This is a genomic window from Rhodococcus sp. JS3073 (assembly GCF_026810085.1).
GTDB classification, from domain to species: domain Bacteria; phylum Actinomycetota; class Actinomycetes; order Mycobacteriales; family Mycobacteriaceae; genus Rhodococcus_F; species Rhodococcus_F wratislaviensis.
Genome location: NZ_CP113951.1, coordinates 6189096 through 6206295, shown reverse-complemented (window position 1 = coordinate 6206295; position 17200 = coordinate 6189096). Strand labels below are relative to the sequence as shown.

13 protein-coding genes are annotated in these 17200 nt (G+C 67.1%); 8 read left to right on the top strand and 5 right to left on the bottom strand.

Translation table 11 applies throughout. From position 1 onward, the window contains the following. Window positions 1-38 precede the first annotated feature (38 nt). The 5 genes from OYT95_RS28015 to atzF all read left to right on the top strand — a co-directional run bounded on the left by OYT95_RS28015 (window position 39) and on the right by atzF (window position 8366). Window positions 39-875 carry an SDR family NAD(P)-dependent oxidoreductase gene (locus OYT95_RS28015; protein WP_037237944.1) on the top strand — a complete coding sequence of 279 codons (837 nt, stop codon included), beginning with the start codon at window positions 39-41 and terminating at the stop codon, window positions 873-875. Next, a complete protein-coding gene (locus OYT95_RS28010) occupies window positions 872-1405 on the top strand; it encodes a carboxymuconolactone decarboxylase family protein (protein WP_037237946.1) in 534 nt (177 codons plus the stop codon). The genes OYT95_RS28015 and OYT95_RS28010 overlap by 4 nt, the downstream gene beginning before the upstream one ends. Before the next feature lie 33 nt (window positions 1406-1438). Continuing rightward, the gene (locus tag OYT95_RS28005) at window positions 1439-2878 is read left to right on the top strand and encodes a short-chain fatty acid transporter (RefSeq protein WP_112301729.1); all 1440 of its coding nucleotides are present in this window, start codon (window positions 1439-1441) and stop codon (window positions 2876-2878) included. Between the two features lie 92 nt (window positions 2879-2970). After that, complete coding sequence (uca, locus tag OYT95_RS28000; protein ID WP_268789692.1) at window positions 2971-6621, top strand: urea carboxylase; 3651 nt, start codon at window positions 2971-2973, stop codon at window positions 6619-6621. Continuing rightward, a complete protein-coding gene (gene atzF, locus OYT95_RS27995) occupies window positions 6621-8366 on the top strand; it encodes an allophanate hydrolase (protein ID WP_268789691.1) in 1746 nt (581 codons plus the stop codon). The genes uca and atzF overlap by 1 nt, the downstream gene beginning before the upstream one ends. Here the strand turns inward: atzF and OYT95_RS27990 are convergent. Further along, a complete protein-coding gene (locus OYT95_RS27990) occupies window positions 8363-9220 on the bottom strand; it encodes an SDR family oxidoreductase (RefSeq protein ID WP_268789690.1) in 858 nt (285 codons plus the stop codon). The two genes, atzF and OYT95_RS27990, sit on opposite strands and share 4 nt — an antisense overlap. A 122-nt stretch (window positions 9221-9342) precedes the next feature. On the opposite strand from OYT95_RS27990, the gene OYT95_RS27985 reads away from it, so the two are divergent. Continuing rightward, window positions 9343-9753, top strand: a complete 411-nt coding sequence (locus OYT95_RS27985; RefSeq protein ID WP_268789689.1) for a winged helix-turn-helix transcriptional regulator — start codon at window positions 9343-9345, stop codon at window positions 9751-9753. On the opposite strand, the gene OYT95_RS27980 is transcribed toward OYT95_RS27985, so the two are convergent. Beyond that, complete coding sequence (locus tag OYT95_RS27980) at window positions 9746-10195, bottom strand: DUF5709 domain-containing protein (protein ID WP_268789688.1); 450 nt, start codon at window positions 10193-10195, stop codon at window positions 9746-9748. The genes OYT95_RS27985 and OYT95_RS27980 overlap by 8 nt on opposite strands. Window positions 10196-10307: 112 nt before the next feature. Next, the gene (gene lpdA, locus OYT95_RS27975; protein ID WP_011594956.1) at window positions 10308-11708 is read right to left on the bottom strand and encodes a dihydrolipoyl dehydrogenase; all 1401 of its coding nucleotides are present in this window, start codon (window positions 11706-11708) and stop codon (window positions 10308-10310) included. A gap of 124 nt (window positions 11709-11832) precedes the next feature. Here lpdA and OYT95_RS27970 point away from each other — a divergent pair, with 124 nt between their 5' ends. Then, window positions 11833-13854, top strand: a complete 2022-nt coding sequence (locus tag OYT95_RS27970; RefSeq protein WP_268789687.1) for a prolyl oligopeptidase family serine peptidase — start codon at window positions 11833-11835, stop codon at window positions 13852-13854. A 39-nt stretch (window positions 13855-13893) separates the two neighbouring features. Here OYT95_RS27970 and OYT95_RS27965 read toward each other — a convergent pair whose 3' ends face one another. Both OYT95_RS27965 and OYT95_RS27960 read right to left on the bottom strand, forming a co-directional pair. Beyond that, the gene (locus tag OYT95_RS27965; protein ID WP_005251814.1) at window positions 13894-14727 is read right to left on the bottom strand and encodes an alpha/beta hydrolase family protein; all 834 of its coding nucleotides are present in this window, start codon (window positions 14725-14727) and stop codon (window positions 13894-13896) included. A gap of 73 nt (window positions 14728-14800) precedes the next feature. Next, window positions 14801-15844 (bottom strand): alpha/beta hydrolase, encoded by a 1044-nt coding sequence (locus OYT95_RS27960; RefSeq protein WP_268789686.1) that lies wholly within the window; start codon window positions 15842-15844, stop codon window positions 14801-14803. 784 nt (window positions 15845-16628) lie between these two features. On the opposite strand from OYT95_RS27960, the gene OYT95_RS27955 reads away from it, so the two are divergent. Further along, entirely contained in the window at window positions 16629-16835 is a 207-nt protein-coding gene (locus OYT95_RS27955; RefSeq protein ID WP_005251806.1) for a PspC domain-containing protein, read from the top strand. Window positions 16836-17200 lie beyond the last annotated feature (365 nt).

Genomic DNA, 17200 nt, shown 5'->3' with positions numbered 1-17200 from the left:
TTGCTACCGCTCGGTAACACAGGTTGGGAACTCGCTTCATGTCACGCACTCTCGAAGAGAATCTGGTCGGACGCCGCGTCCTGATCACCGGCGCAGCCCGGGGTATCGGCGCCGGACTCGCCAGACGACTTCACGAGCGGGGCGCCCGTGTCGGGCTGCTCGGCCTCGAACCCGAACTTCTCGAACAGACGGCCACCACGTGCGGCCGGGCGCCGTGGCGTCGATGCGACATCCGCGACCGCCGAGCGGTCGAGGACTCGGTCGACTACCTCGCCGACCGCCTCGGCGGCCTCGACGTCGTCGTCGCGAACGCAGGCGTGACGCCGCCGGCACGCATCGTCGAGGGCGATCCGGACGTGATGCGGTACGCCATCGAGGTGAACGTGATGGGGACGTACCACACGCTGCGGGCCGCGGGACCGTACATCGGACACCGCAACGGGTACGCGCTCGTCGTGGCGTCGTCGACGACGTTCAGCCCCCTGCGCGGTGTGCACGGCGCGACGCGAGGCGGCGCCGAGGAACTCGGCGAGGCCCTGCGGGAAGAGATGAAGCCGCTGGGGACCCGGGTCGGTATCGCCCGGCTCGGCGAGATCGACACGGACCGGACCCTGATCGACTTCGACGGCGTCGCGGTGCCCCCACCCCGCGGCAGCGCACTGGCCCGGACCTCCTCGATCACGGTGGCGGTCGACGCACTCGAACGGGGAATCGCGGGGCGGAAGAATCGGATATACGCGCCGTCCCGGGTACCCGGGACGGATTCTGTGCGTATGCTCGCACTTCGGGCCACGGAGATGACCCGTTCGATCGAACTACGCGCGCACGCAGCCGTTCCCGCGAGGGGACGAGTAGAAGGAGAGGGGGCGGCGTGACCGCACGCATTCCACCCGGACGTCTGAAGGAACTCGGCCCCGTCAACTGGGTGCTGTGGCGAATCATCTCCCGCGTCGCCGGTGTGCCGGATGCACATCTGTTCAGTACGGTGGGCCGCACGAGGGGCCTCTTCCGGGCGTGGCTGCAGTACTCCGGCAAGCTGATGCCGGGCGGGCAGATCTCCCGGTACGAGACCGAACTGATCATCCTCCGGGTGGCACACCTGCGGAAGTGCGGTTACGAGATGGACCACCACGTTCGCCTCGGACGGCGGGCGGGCGTCACCCCGGCGCACCTCGAACAGGTGCTGGAAGGTCCCGCCGCGGAGGGCTGGGACGCGCGACGCCGCGCCATCCTCACCGCCGTCGACCAACTCGTCACCACCGACAACCTCGACGATGCCGCATGGTCGGCGCTGAGCACCCACTTCGACGACCGCCGGATGATCGAATTCTGTTTTCTGGTGACCCAGTACGACGCCCTGGCCACCACCATCGGGACTCTGAGGATCGAACGCGACTATTCGTAGGTTCCGCATCGCGTAGAGAAGAGGAACGGCCGCATGACATCCGCTACCGACGAAGTCCGTTCCGAGAAGGGGCTGGCGCGGGTCGCGCAGTCGCTGGCCGGCTGGACGGAGAAATGGTTTCCGGACGCCTACGTCTTCGCGCTCGTCGGCGTCTTCGTCGTCTCGGTGGCCGCACTGGCCAACGGTTCGTCGCCGCAGACGGTCGTGGACGCATTCGGTGACGGTTTCTGGGATCTGACGGCGTTCACCCTGCAGATGGCCATGGTGGTGCTGACCGGATACGTCGTCGCCACGTCCCCACCGGTCGCCCGGCTGATCGATCGCCTGGCCCTGGTGCCTCAGTCGGCGCGCACCGCAGTCAGTTTCGTCGCATTCCTGTCCATGTCGGTCTCCTTCCTGAACTGGGGGCTCAGTCTGGTGTTCGGCGGGCTGCTCGCCCGGGCGATCGCCCGCCGATCCGACCTGCGAGTGGACTACCGCGCGCTCGGCGCTGCGGCCTTCATGGGTCTGGGCGCCGTGTGGGCGCTCGGCATGTCCTCGTCCGCCGCGCAACTCCAGGCCACAGCCGCATCCCTGCCGCCGGCGCTGCTGGAGATCACCGGCGTCCTCGACTTCGGGACCACCATCTTCACCTGGCAGTCGCTGCTGATGTGCGTGATCATCATCGCCCTGACCGTGGTGATCGCCCACTTCTCCGCGCCGAGAGGCGCGGCCGTCACCACCGCCGAGGATCTGGACGTCGACCTGGACGACCGGCCGAAGGAGGTGGCACCCCGATCGCGACCGGGAGAGTGGCTCGAATACAGCCGGATCCTGCCGGCGCTGGCCGGTCTGATGACGTTGGGATGGCTGATCTCCCAGCTGGTGACCAAACCCGTGCTCACCGTCGTCAGTAGCCTGAACGCCTATCTGCTGGTCTTCCTGATGCTGGGGCTGGTGCTGCACGGGACGCCGCGCAAATTCCTGCAAGCCGTCGCGCTGGCCGTCCCGGCCACGGCCGGCATCCTGGTCCAGTTTCCGCTGTACGCGGCGATGGCCGCGATCCTCACGAAGGCCGAGGGCAGAAATGGCCTCACCATCTCCGAGCATCTGGCCGAGTTCTTCACGAACATCGGCAGTGGCGGCGGCTTCACCGTCGTCATCGCCCTCTACACGGTCGTGCTGGGTCTCTTCGTTCCGTCCGGAGGCGGAAAATGGCTGGTCGAGGCGCCCTACGTCATGCAGTCGGCCACCGATGTCGGGATGAACCTGGGCTGGACGGTCCAGGTGTACAACGTCGCCGAGGCCCTGCCGAACCTGATCAACCCGTTCTTCATGCTGCCCCTGCTCGCAGTGCTGGGGCTCAAGGCGCGCGATCTGGTGGGATTCACGTTCCTGCAGTTCATGTTCCACCTGCCGGTGGTCCTGCTCCTGGTATGGCTGCTCGGAACGACGTTCGACTTCGTGCCCCCGGTGCAGCCGTCCTCACCGTGACCCCGACGCGCGCAGGCCGTGAGAGGTCTTACTAACCCACGCTTTACCTCGAGAAATCTCGGTGAAACACCCCGTCCTTAGCGTATACAACCATGTCCACAGGGATGAATACGCCGCCGATCGAGTACTCCTTCGACACTCTGCTCGTCGCGAACCGGGGCGAAATCGCCTGCCGCATCATGCGATCGGCACACCTCCTCGGACTGAAGACGGTCGCGGTCCACTCGGACGCCGATTCGGCTGCCGCGCACGTCGAGATGGCCGACGTCGCCGTCCGGCTGGGCCCGGCTCCCGCCCACGAGTCGTATCTGCGGGCCGACGCCGTCGTGGAGGCCGCCCTGGCGACGGGCGCGGGCGCGATTCATCCCGGATACGGCTTCCTCTCGGAGAACGACGCGTTCGCCGCGGCAGCCGAATCCGCCGGGATCGCGTTCGTCGGCCCCACCCCCGAACAGCTGCGCACGTTCGGGAACAAGCACACGGCACGCGAAGCAGCCCGCGCCGTCGGCGTCCCGCTCGTCGCGGGCAGCGGGCTCCTCGACTCCGTCGACGCCGCCCTGTCCGCGGCCTCCGACATCGGCTATCCGGTGATGATCAAGGCGGTCGGTGGCGGCGGGGGCATCGGGATGCAGGCGTGCTTCGACGCCGCGGAACTCCGCGAAGCCTACGATCGCGTCCAGCGACTCGCCCAGGCCAACTTCTCCTCGTCCGGGGTGTTCCTGGAGCGCTTCGTCGCCCGTGCCCGGCACATCGAGGTGCAGGTGTTCGGCGACGGTCTCGGCCGCACGCTGAGCCTCGGCACCCGCGACTGCTCACTGCAGCGCCGCAATCAGAAAGTGGTCGAGGAGGCCCCGGCGCCCGGGCTCCCCGACGAGGTGGTGGAGCAACTGCTCAGCTCGTCCCGCAGTCTCGCGTCCTCGGTGAGCTACCGGTCCGCGGGAACCGTCGAGTTCGTCTACGACGTGGACCGCGGCGAGGCGTCGTTCCTCGAGATGAACACGCGACTGCAGGTCGAGCACCCGGTGACCGAGGAGGTCACCGGGGTGGACCTCGTCGAGTGGATGCTGAGGCTCGCCCGTGGGGACGGTTCCATGCTCGACGGGCTGCCCGACTCCGGACCCGAGATCAGGGGAACCGCCGTCGAGGCGCGCATCTACGCCGAGGACCCCGGCCACGACTACCGTCCCAGCGCCGGACGGCTCACAGGCGTGGAGTTCCCAGCCCACACCCGGGTCGAGACGTGGGTCGACACGGGCACCGAAGTGAGCGCCTACTACGACCCGATGCTGGCGAAGGTGATCACCCGCGGGCACCGGCGCACAGCGGCGTTCGCCGCCCTCGCAGAGGCACTCGCCGACACGCACATCTACGGGATCCAGACCAACCTGCCCCAGCTGCGGCGGATCTGCGTCGCCGACACCGTTCTGAGTGCCGAGCACACCACGCAGTCGCTGGCCGATCTGCGGCCGACCGGTCGCCGCGTCGACGTGCTCCGCGCCGGGACGATGACCACCGTGCAGGACCACCCCGGCCGAATCGGATTGTGGGAGGTCGGGATTCCCCCGTCGGGGCCGATGGACGACCTGTCGTTCCAGTTGGCCAATACCGCTGTCGGCAATCCGGTCGGCGCACCGGGGCTCGAATGCACCCTGCAGGGGCCGCGTCTCGTGTTCTCGGACGCCACCGTGATCTGCGTCGGCGGCGCCGACACCCCGGTCACGCTCGACGGCGAACCTCTCGCCCTGTGGGAACCGGTGGAAGTGCCTGCCGGGTCCGTCCTCGACGTCGGCACTCCGGCGGACACGGGCCTGCGGACGTACGTCGCGTTCCGGGGCGGCATCGACGCTCCGCTGTACCACGGCAGTGCGTCCACGTTCACGCTCGGCGGCTTCGGCGGCATCACCGGCAAGGCCGTCACCACCGGTGACGTGCTGGGACTGTTCGACGACTCGCTGTTCGAGAACACCACGGGTCTCGGCGCACCGCATTCCGTCCCGGAGGACTCGCGTCCCGAGTTCACCCACGTGTGGCATCTCGCCGTCACCGAGGGACCGCAACCGGCGCCCGCCTACTTCACCGACTCCGACATGGCGCAGTTCTACGACACCACCTGGAAGGTCCAGACCCACGCGAACCGGACCGGGCTCCGACTCGACGGCCCCAAGCCGGTCTGGTCGAGGACCGACGGCGGCGACGCCGGGCTGCACCCGTCGAACCTGCACGACAACCCGTACAGCGTCGGAGCGCTCAACGTCTCCGGCGACACCCCGATTCTGCTCGGCCCCGACGGCCCGAGCCTCGGCGGCTTCGCGTGCCCCCTCACCGTGGTGAAGGCGCACCGGTGGAAACTCGGGCAGATCCGGCCAGGCGACGAAGTGCGGTTCGTCGCCGTCTCCGACGACGGTGCGCACGTGCTGCGATCGTCGGATTCGTCTCGCAGACTGGATGTTCCGCCCACGGCAACCCGGACGGCCAACAGCGACGGCGGGGTCCTGTGCCGCATCGCGCCCGTACTGAACCGTCCGGAGGTCGCGTACCTCCGCGGCGGCGACGACAACATCCTCGTCGAGTACGGCGACCGGGAACTCGACCTCGGACTCCGCATGCGCGTCCACGCGCTGTCGGAAGCGCTGATCCGGCGCCGGGTTCCGGGCATCATCGACATCACCCCGGGTGTGCGCTCCCTGCACCTGCACTTCGACGCCGACGAACTTCCCGCCTGGCGGTTGCTGGACATCCTCCAGGACATCGAGGAACTGCTGCCCGCGACACACGACCTGGTGGTGCCGAGCCGCACGGTCCGGTTGCCGCTGTCGTTCGACGACCCGTCCATCGCGGAGGCCATCGACCGGTACCGCAACGGTGTCCGCGACGAGGCGCCGTGGCTGCCGTCGAACACCGAGTTCATCCGGCGCATCAACGGTCTGGACAGCGTCGACGACGTCCGCGACGCCGTGTTCGACGCCGAATACCTGGTGCTCGGACTCGGCGACGTCTACCTCGGCGCACCCCTGGCTGTGCCCCTCGACCCGCGGCACCGGCTGGTCACCACCAAGTACAACCCTGCCCGCACGTGGACGCCGTCCGACGCGGTCGGGATCGGCGGCAAGTACCTGTGCGTCTACGGCATGGAGTCGCCGGGAGGCTACCAGCTGATCGGCCGCACCGTCCCGATCTGGTCGGGCTACCGGCAGCACCGCCCGTTCGAGGAGGGCACACCGTGGATGTTCCGGTTCTTCGACCGCATCGTGTGGGAACCCGTCACCCCGGAGCAGCTGCGCGAGTACCGCGAGCAGGCGGCCGCGGGGCGGTTCGACGCGGAGATCGCCGACGGCACGTTCGCGTTCGCCGACCACCTGAAGTTCCTGCGGGACAACGCCGAATCCATCGCCGAATTCGACTCCCGGCAGTCCGCGGCGTTCGAGGCGGAGAAGTCCGCGTGGCGCGCGTCGGGCGAATTCGACCGCGTCGAACAGGCTCCCGCACCCGAACCGTCCGCACGGGTCGACCTCCCGCCCGGGGCTGTCGTCGTCGAGGCTCCCATGGTCGGCAGCGTGTGGCGCGTCGAAGTCGAAGCCGGGCAACGCATCGAACCGGGAGAGAACGCCGTGGTACTCGAGGCGATGAAACTCGAGATGCCGGTCGCGTTCACCACAACCGGAACAGTCCTCGAAGTCCTCGTGTCACCGGGCGTGATCGTCGAACCGGGCACCCCTCTCGTCGTGATTGGAGCAGAAAACTGATGACTGTCGATGCCGTGAACCGCGGACAGACCACCCTCTCCCCCACCGCCCGTGTCGAGGACGCCTTCCGGCGGATCGCCGAGGTGGACCGTCCGGAGGTGTGGATCACCCTCCGGCCCGCCGAGGACGTGCACGCGGACGCCGTTGCCGTGCAGGCGCGTCTCGACGCCGGCGAGCACCTCCCCCTGGCCGGGAAGGTCGTGGCGGTCAAGGACAACATCGACGTCGCGGGACTGCCGACGTCGGCCGCGTGCCCCGAGTTCGCCTACTTCCCCGACGTCACCGCGAGCGCCGTGCGCCGCCTGGTCGAGCAGGGCGCCGTCGTGCTGGGGAAGACGAACCTCGACCAGTTCGCGACCGGGCTGGTCGGGACACGCAGTCCGTACGGCGCCGTCCGGTGCTCGTGGGATCCCGAACGAGTGTCGGGCGGATCCAGTTCGGGTTCCGCCGTAGCCGTCGCCCTCGGCATCGCCGACATCGGAATCGGCACCGACACAGCGGGGTCCGGTCGAGTTCCGGCCGCGTTCAACGGTCTCGTCGGCATCAAGGCGACACTCGGCGTCATCCCGGCCGACGGCGTGGTCCCCGCCTGCGTCGACTACGACTGCGTCACCGTCTTCGCCACCGAACTCGACACGGCCGTGACCGCCGCCCGCATCATGTCGGGCCTGGCGAGTGCGGACCCGCGGAGCCGCCCGTGGCCGTCCGACGTCCGCCTGGCGGCGCCCGCGCAGCCGAGGGTCGCGATTCCCGTTGAAGGGAATCTCGCCCTGCTGGCACCGGAGTACCGCGCGGCCTTCGTCGCCACGGTGGCGTCGTTGACGGACCGAGGTGTCTGCGTCGAGGCGGTCGACATCTCCCCGCTCCTCGACGCCGCCCGGCTGCTGTACGACGGCGCCGTCGTCGCCGAGCGGTACACCGCTGTCGGGAAGTTCCTCGACACCGCACCGGCAGGCGCCGATCCGGTGGTCACCGCCATCGTCGAGTCGGCGAGGAAGCCGGCGGGCCACGAGTTCGCCGCCGACCTCGACACGCTCACCCGCGTCAAGGCGCAGACGCGGGAACTGCTGGCCGGTTTCGACGGCCTCCTGCTGCCCACCACCACCGAACACCCGACCATCGCTGCCGTGCAAGCTGATCCGATCGACATCAACCGGCGGATGGGCACGTACACGAACTTCTGCAACCTGCTCGACATGGCGGCCGTCGCGGTCCCGGGCGCCCCGACCGCCGCCGGCGCACCGTTCGGTGTCATGTTCGTGGTGCCGGCGTTTGCCGATCAGGTGGCCGTGGACCTCGCGGCCCGGCTCGTCGGCGTACCGGCGCCCACCCTCGTCGAGGACGGCGTCGAACTCGCCGTGTTCGGAGCCCACCTGCGCGGACAGCCCCTGCATTTCCAGCTCGAGGACATCGGCGCACGATTCGTCGACACCGTCGCCACCACGGACGCCTACCGGCTCACCGCACTCGCCACGACGCCACCCAAGCCCGGCCTCGTCCGGCGCGGCCCCGGCGCGGGAGCGGCGATCGTCGGGGAACTGTTCCGGGTGTCACCCGCCGGGCTCGGCAACTTCCTCGCCGCCCTGCCCGCCCCGATGGCGCTGACGAGCGTCGAGTTGTCCGACGGCCGCGCCGTGGTGGGCTTCAGCTGCACCCACGACGCGGTCGACGGGGCCACGGACATCACCGAGTTCGGCAGTTGGGTTGCTTACGCCCGTGAGTACTTGTCAACCGCGGGCGGTTAATAAGTACTCACGGCAAGGGCGGTGGCGGCAGGGGTCGAGTTGCGGCCGATCAGCTTCTGCAGGTCGCCGCTCTCGGTGTCGAGGGCGCCGACGGCAACTCCCGCATCGGAGTCGGCGAGCATGCTCGCGATCGGTGCGGGCAGTCCGGCGCCCTCGAGCACCGCGGCGTACTCGGCCTGCGGAAGGTCCTTATACGACACCGGCTTTCCGAGGACGGACGAGATGACCTCCGCCAGTTCGCCGTACGTCAGGCGCTCGTCGCCACCCAGTTCGTACACCCTGCCTGCCTGCCCGTCGGCGAGCAGGACCGCGGCGGCCGCCTCGGCGTAGTCCTTGCGGGCGGCAGCGGCGACGACACCCGTTCCGGCACTGCCGAACAGCGCACCGGTCTCGGCCGCAGCGGGAATGCTGCCGAGGTAGTTCTCCCAGTACCAGCCGTTGCGGAGCAGCGCGAAGTCGATTCCCGACTGCGTCAGCCGGTCCTCCGTGGCGCGGTGTTCCACGGCCAAGCCGATCGGGCTGTTCTGCGCGTCGAGGACGCTGGTGTAGGCGACGAAGCCGACGTCAGCGGCCTTCGCGGCATCGATCACGTTGGCGTGCTGGGCAATCCGCTGACCGACCTCGCTGCCGGAGACGAGCAGCAGCTTGTCGACGCCGGCGAAGGCGGTCTCGAGTGCGGCGCGATCGCTGTAGTTCGCCTGCCTGATCTCGACGCCCTTGGCGGCGAGGTCGGCGGCCTTGGCCGGGGTGCGGACCACGGCGACGATGTCGCCGGCGGGGGTGCCCTGGTCGAGAAGTGCCTCGACGACGAGTCGACCGAGGTGTCCGGTTGCTCCTGTGACGGCGATGGTCATGACGAACTCCTAGCGCGTGAGGTGCGAGTTGACTGTTCAAGCTCACTTCTCATCATGCACTAATTTTTCGTAAGTGCAAATGCTCAAGTAAGCACTTCCTTCGCGTGGGGTAGACTGGACGCATGTCCGAGCTCGCACAGCCAGCACGAGAACACGAAGACGTCACCCTCGAGGCCGACGTCTTCGCGCGCGACTGCACGTCTCGCGAGACCCTGCAGACCATCACCGGTCGCTGGGGCGTGCTCGCGCTCGCGGCGCTGACCGAAGGCAGCTACCGGTTCAGCGCGCTTCGCCGACGCGTCGACGGCGTCAGCGAGCGCATGCTGTCGCAGACATTGCAGGCCCTCGAGCGAGACGGACTCGTAGTCCGTGAGGTGCTCGAAGCCATCCCACCGAAGGTCGAGTACAGCCTGACTCCGCTCGGCGCCGACATCGGTTCACGCCTCGTCGGCCTGATCGAGCTCGTCGAATCGCGCATGCCCGACGTCCGGACGGCACAGGAGAAGTACGAGGCCGGTCGCGGCGTCAGCTGAGTTCGTCGAAGTCGGTTTCCTCGTCGACGATGTGGACCGCGGCCTCCTCGGCCGACGCGGCTCCCCCGTCGATGCCGATGTCGGACGCCACCAGGTCCTTCTCCTGGTCCTCGCCCACTCCCTCGTCCTCTGCGACGAGCCGGCCCGACCGCATCCGCCCGACCTCGTTGTCGTCGAGGATCTCCGCGTTGTCGTCGTCTTCCAGAGCCGGGTCCGGTTCTTCCTCCGCGAGCCGCTGATCGAGGGTCTCGCCCTCACGCTGCTCCGCGGACGTCGTCCCGTACGCGTCCAGCCCGAGCGGCCTCTCCGGAGGCGAATAGCCCTCGTCGAGAACGTCGTCCACACCTCTGTCGACCAACGTGTCCTCCGGCTGCAACTGGTCCTCTTCGTCCAGGCTGTACTCGCCCTCGGATCCTTCTGGCGTGCTGTCCGGCATGGTCATCTTCCCCACGATGCCACCGGAACGGACGCTTCGCCATCGGATCGCGGAAGCAACCCGGTGAGAGACGAAAAGGGCCCGCACAGAGACTGTGCGGGCCCTTGCGGTGTTCGGGTCAGAAGTTGATCATGTGCCCGGCGAGACCGTGGATGGCCTCCTGCAGGGCTTCGCTGAGCGTCGGGTGCGTGTGCACGTTGCGGGCCAGCTCGTTGACCGTGAGGTCCCACTTCTGCGCGAGGGTCAGCTCGGGCAGCAGCTCGGAGACGTCGGGGCCGATGAGGTGCCCGCCGAGCAGTTCGCCGTACTTCTTGTCGGCGATCAGCTTGACGAAACCGGTCGGGTCACCGAGGCCGTGTGCCTTGCCGTTGGCGGTGAACGGGAACGTCGCGACCTTCACGTCGTACCCCTCGTCCTTGGCCTGCTGCTCGGTGAGACCGAAGCTCGCGACCTGCGGCTGGCAGAACGTGGCCCGCGGCATCATCCGGTAGTCCTCGATCGGCAGCGTCTCGACGCCGGCGATCGTCTCGGCGGCCACGACGCCCTGAGCCTCGGCCACGTGGGCGAGCTGCAGCTTCATCGTCACGTCACCGATGGCGTAGATGTGCGGCACCGACGTCTGCATCGTGTCGGTGATGCCGATCGCACCACGATCGAGCTGCACGCCGGTCTTCTCGAGGCCGTAGCCCTCGACGCGGGGCGCGAACCCGACCGACTGCATCACCTTGTCGACCACGACGGTCTCGATGTCGCCGGACTTGTTGTTCTTGATCGAGACGGTGACCTTGCTGCCGTCGTCGTCGATGCTCTGGACGGCGGCACCGGTCTTGATCGTGACGCCGAGCTTCTTGTACTGCTTCTCGATCTCCTTGGAGACGTCCGCGTCCTCGTTGGGCAGCGCACGGTCGAGGAACTCGACGATCGTGACGTCCACTCCGTAGTTCTTCAGGACGTACCCGAACTCCATGCCGATCGCGCCGGCACCGACGATGAGGATCGACTCCGGGAGATCGCGGGTGAGGATCTGCTCCTCGTAGGTGACCACGTTCTCGCTGAGCGAGGTGCCCGGCAGCAGCTTGGTGGTGGAACCGGTGGCGATGATGGCGTTGTCGAACGTCACCGTCTCCGTCCCGCCCTTGGACAGCTCGACCGAGAGGGTGTTGGCGTCGGTGAACGACCCCTTGCCGTCGTACTCGGTGATCTTGTTCTTCTTCATCAAGAAGTGAACGCCCTTGACACGCCCGTCCGCGACCTTGCGGCTGCGGTCGTAGGCTGCGCCGAAATCGAAGGACGCCTCTCCCGAGATGCCGAACGTCTTGGCCTCTTTTGTGAAGAGATGCGCAAGTTCGGCATTGCGGAGAAGTGCCTTGGAGGGGATGCAGCCGACGTTCAGGCAGACACCGCCCCAGTACTTCTGCTCGATGATGGCGGTGCTCAATCCCAGCTGTGCCGCGCGGATAGCAGCGACGTACCCACCGGGACCGGCTCCGAGGACAACGACGTCATAGTGTGAGGTCACGGTTGTTCAGGGTAGTCCCGTCCGAAATCGCTGTCTCCACGCGGTCGTATTACCCGCCGGTAGCCTCATCCGTCACACCTTTGCCGCCGCGACCAGGCACGACACCGCCTGCAAGAATGGCGCCATGACGGATCCCTTCCTCTGGCTCGAAGATGTCACCGCGGAACGGTCGCTCGACTGGGTGCGGGAGCGCAACGCCCGCACGCTCGCCGAGTACACCGAGAACGCCGAGTTCTCCGCGCTCGAGAGCCGGATCCTCGACGTGCTCGACACGGACGACCGGATCCCCTACGCCGGCATGCGCGGTGAGTACCTGTACAACTTCTGGCGCGACGGCGACCACAAGCGCGGCATCTGGCGGCGCACCACCCTCGAGCAGTACCGCACCGACAACCCGGAGTGGGACGTCCTGCTCGACGTCGACGCCCTCGCCGAACGTGAGGGCGAGAACTGGGTGTGGGCAGGGGCCAGCGTGCTGCGACCCGAGCAGTCGCGTGCCCTGCTGTCCTTCTCCCGCGGTGGCGCCGACGCGTCCGTGGTGCGCGAATTCGACCTCGAGACGCGCGAATTCGTCGGCGGCGACCACGCATTCGACGTCCCCGAGGCGAAGACCAGCATCAGCTGGATCGACACGGACACCGTGTACGTCGGGACCGACTTCGGCGACGGCTCGATGACCGATTCCGGCTACCCCAGGATCGCGAAGCGCTGGCACCGCGGCACCCCGCTCACCGAGGCGGTCACCGTCTTCGAGGGCGAGACCACCGACGTGTCCGTCGGCGCGTCGTACGACGACACTCCCGGATACGAGCGGCACTTCGTCGGCCGGTCCATGGACTTCTACAACTCCGAGCGCTACCAGCTGCTCCCGGACGGATCGAAGGTCCGGATCGACACCCCCGACGACGCGGGCTCGTCCGTGTACCGCGACTGGTTGACCATCCGTCCGCGCACCGACTGGGACGTGGACGGCACCGTCTACCCGGCCGGGTCGCTGCTCGCCGCGAACTACGCCGACTTCCTCGCCGGGTCACGGGAGTTGACGCCACTGTTCACCCCGGACGAGCACACGTCCCTCGAGCAGGGGACATGGACCCGGAACCACCTCCTCCTCGTCCGACTGTCGGACGTGCAGACCAAGCTGTCGGTGCTCACGCCGAACGACACCGGGTGGGAGGAGAAGCCCCTGGACGGTGTACCGGAACTCACGGCGAGCGGGATCATCAGCACCGACCCCCGCACCAGCGACAGCTTCTTCGTCAACTCCAGCGGATTCACGACGCCGGCGACGCTGCTGTACGGCACGGTCGGCGGACCGCTCGAACCCGTCAAGCAGGCGCCGTCGTTCTTCGACGCGGACGGCATGTCCGTGACGCAGCACTTCGCGGTGTCCGACGACGGAACCGAGATCCCCTACTTCGTCGTGCGCCGCGACGACGTCACCGGCCCGTGCCCCACCATGCTGTACGGATACGGGGGCTTCGAGAATTCGATGGTCCCGGGGTACAGCGGTTCGGTCGGGTTCGCGTGGCTCGAGCGCGGCGGCGCGTATGTGGTGGCGAACATCCGCGGCGGCGGCGAGTACGGCCCGTCGTGGCACACCCAGGCGGTGCGAGAGGGTCGTCACAAGGCTTTCGAGGACTTCGCCGCCGTCGCTCGCGACCTCGTGGCCCGGGGGATCACGACGTCGAAGCAGCTCGGGATCCAGGGCGGCAGCAACGGCGGACTCCTCATGGGTGTCATGCTCACCCGCTACCCGGAACTGTTCGGGGCGATCGTGTGCCAGGTTCCGCTCCTCGACATGAAGCGGTATCACCTGCTGCTCGCCGGGGCGTCCTGGATGGCCGAGTACGGCGATCCGGACAACCCGGACGACTGGAAGTTCATCAGCGAGTACTCGCCGTATCAGAACACCGACGCGACCGCGGACTACCCGCCGATCCTCGTCACCACGTCCACCCGCGACGATCGCGTCCACCCGGGCCACGCCCGCAAGATGACGGCGCTGCTCGAGGAGCAGGGCCACGAGGTCTGGTACTACGAGAACATCGAGGGCGGGCACGGCGGGGCGGCGGACAACGCGCAGGCCGCATTCAAGTCGGCGCTGACGTTCACGTTCCTGTGGGAGCAGCTCACCCGCCCGTGAGTACTTGTTAACCGCCCGCGGTTAACAAGTACTCACGGGTCAGGTGTGGTCGTGGATCCACTCGACGATCCGGTCGACGGTGCCGGCCGGGTCGCGGATCCAGCCGTTGTGACCCAGCGGCTGCGGCTGGTGCCACAGCGTGACGTCGGCGTTCGGGAGTTTCGCGAGGAGGTTCTTCGCCGAGGATTCCGGAGCCAGATCATCACCCTCGACGGTCACCGACAGCACCGGCAGTTTCAGCCGGGCGATGCGTTCCTCGTAGTCGATGTCGGCGCCGTCGGGTTCGATCCTGCCGGTGCGGGCGAATCGCGACCAATCGGTGATCAGCGCCTTCGACTGCCGCCCGAACCCGCCGATGTCGAGTTTGTCGCCGGGCCAGAACCCCGCAAGGTTGGCCGTCATCGACATCGCCGCGGCGCCCACCAGCATCCGCGGGGCATGGATGCCGGGGAACCCCCGGTGATACGGCGACCCGGACGCGACGAGCACGATCCCGCCGAGCCGGCCGCGAATCCGGGCCGCGTACATCACCCCGAGCTGACCACCCATGCTGTGTCCGAGCAGGAAGGGCGTGGCGGCGGGAAAACGCTCCCGCACCACTTCGAAGATCGCGGGAAAGTCGAGGGCCACCAGTTCGTGGTAGCCGTACGTGCTGGCACTGCTCGGGCGGGGACGACTGTCGCCCTGGCCACGGAGTTCGCCGATCGCCGCGTTGAACCCCCGGGACACGAGCTCCTCGGCGAAGGGTTCGTAGTAGCCGGCGGGAATTCCCAGGCCGGGAAACACCACGATCACGGGGGCTTCGTCCGGGCCGGGAAACAGGCGAACCGGAGTGGTGGTTCCGTCGGGCATCTGGATCGGTACTGTCTCCACTTCGTCAGACTAGACGGCTCGACCCCCGCAGATCCGGGATCTGCGGGGGTCGAGTCTCATCCGAGACCGGTGATTACAGGCCGATCGACGCAGCGAGCATCGGCCACGACTTGTGCAGGTCTTCCTGCCAGTAGGACCACGAGTGCGTGCCGACGGGCCTGAAGTCGAACGTTGCGGGAATCTGCAGTTCGTTCAGCTTGTCCGCGAGCGCGTGGGTGCACTGGTTGGTGGCCGCCTCGATGGCGCCGCCGAGGAGAATCTGGTTGGCGAGCGTTCCGACGTCGCCGTTGATCCCCGGACCGTTCAGCTGATCGCCGGGCCCGGGCAACCCGGAACCGTTGCTGACGTAGATGTCGAGTCCGCGCAACTTCTCCGCGTTGATGTACGGGTCGTTGGCCGTCCAGCCGGGGCCGTCTTCCGGTCCCCACATGTTGGAGGTGTCGCCGCCGCCGCGGCCCTCGACGACCAGCTGTACGTACGTGCGGCCGGGGTCGGTGCTGGTCATCGCGCAGCCGCTGTAGGCGCCGACGCTCTCGTACAGGCCGGGCGCCGACTGTGCCAGGCTCAGCACCGAACTACCCGCCATCGAGATACCGGCGATCGAGTTGACGCCGTTGGTGCCGAGCGCGGAATCGACGATCGGCGGAAGTTCCTGCGTGAGGAACGTCGTCCACTTGTTGTTGCCCAGTTCCGGGTCGGTCTGCTCCCAGTCCGTGTAGTAACTGAACGCGCCCTCCATGGGCGTGACGACGTTGACGTTCTTGTCGGCGAAGAAGTCGACGACATCCGTCCTGGCCTGCCACGTGGCGGAGTCCTCGCCGCCGCCCGCCCCGTTGAGCAGGTACAGCGTGGGCCTCGGTGCGCTCGTATCCGCGGGGGTGATCACCCGCAGCGGGATCTCCCGGTCCATGGAGGCCGAGTACACCTGCATGGTCGACTGCCGGTCGTCGATCTCGTCGGTGCTCACCAGGTGGGAGCCACCGTCCGCGACACTGGTGTCTTCGGTCGGATCGGCAGAAGCGGACGCCTGGACTCCGAGGCACGGAATTGCCGTCGTCAGAGCGACCGCGAGCGCAAACCGCACCCCGTACCTACCCGCTGCAGTGCGGTTGACCATCGTTCTCCTTCGCTGCGACGTCACCTGCCCGACTCCGAAGAGGCGAGAGCTGGAGCCCACATGATGTCATGTGGGCTCCAGCTCTCGTCGAGAAGTGGGGTCGAAACGGGGGTTTCCCTATTCCGCGACAGACCCGATGAAGTCGATCAGTGTGGTGAGCGCTTCGAGCAGAGTCAGAAAGCTGTCGGACATAGTATTACTCCTTTTCGACGCAGTGGATTTCGAACTTCCCCCCGCGATCAGGGGCTCCGTCATTTGTACCCGAGTTTTCTCCCCGAATAAGCACAAAGTGGTAAACATTTGCGATCGTTGACTTAACGACGAACCCGGAAATCAGCACCGGTTACTTCTCAATTACCTTCAGAACATGCCCATCTAACTGGGGTTTCGCGGTGACTGCGATCGCCGGATCCACGTTCTCGTAATCGAAGAGCGACAGAACATACCTCGTTGCATTGTTTCCGGACTTTTTCTTGTCGCTGCCCTTGAATTCTCCTGCGGAGTAACGAGGCGTGGACGAATTCGAACATCTCTTCCTTGCCCCGGTGAACGCATCCGATTTTGTCTCGAAACCATTAATTCGATGGCAAAAGTTTCCATTGTGGCATTTAATTGACCTGAAGTGTGGGATATCGGGTTTCTCGGCGCGGCGCGGACACGGAGAACGATCGACTCGACGCACGAGCAACCGGCGGTACGGAACGGACACTCAGGGTGAAAGACCAGGGTCGAGATCGGGGTACATCCCGATGTGCCGGCAGGCCCCGCCGAACAGAATGGAGGCATGACATTCGACAGCAACACTCCCCGCCAGTTCACCCGTTCCGACAACCAGAAGATGCTCGCAGGCGTCTGCGGCGGCATCGCCGAATACTTCTCGGTGGACGTCAACCTCGTCCGGTTGCTCACCGTGGTTGCCACGCTGGTCACCGGCGGCACCGCGGCACTCGTCTACCTCGCCGCATGGATGCTGATGCCGGCCGGACACTGACACGGGCGACAGCACCGGAAAGCACTGTGGCCGTGGAACGAATCCACGGCCACAGCCGACACGAGATCTACCGACGCGCCACGGTCACAGAGACCCTGTGACGAGGGCCGGAATGATCGCCAGGATGAGCTGAGTGAACTGGCTGATCGCTTCCCAGCCGTTGGTGATGCTTCCCATTCTTCCTCCATCTTCACGGACGCACAGCGCGTCGCTTTCGGTGACGAACTACCCCGGCAGCGCCGAGGGATGACTTGATCAGCTGAAGAACGTGGCGCTTTGCGCGAGCAGATCGAAGACGAAAGTGATGATGTCGGTGAGGGTCGTGCTTCCCATGAATCCTCCTGTTACTTGTTGCGCAGCAACGG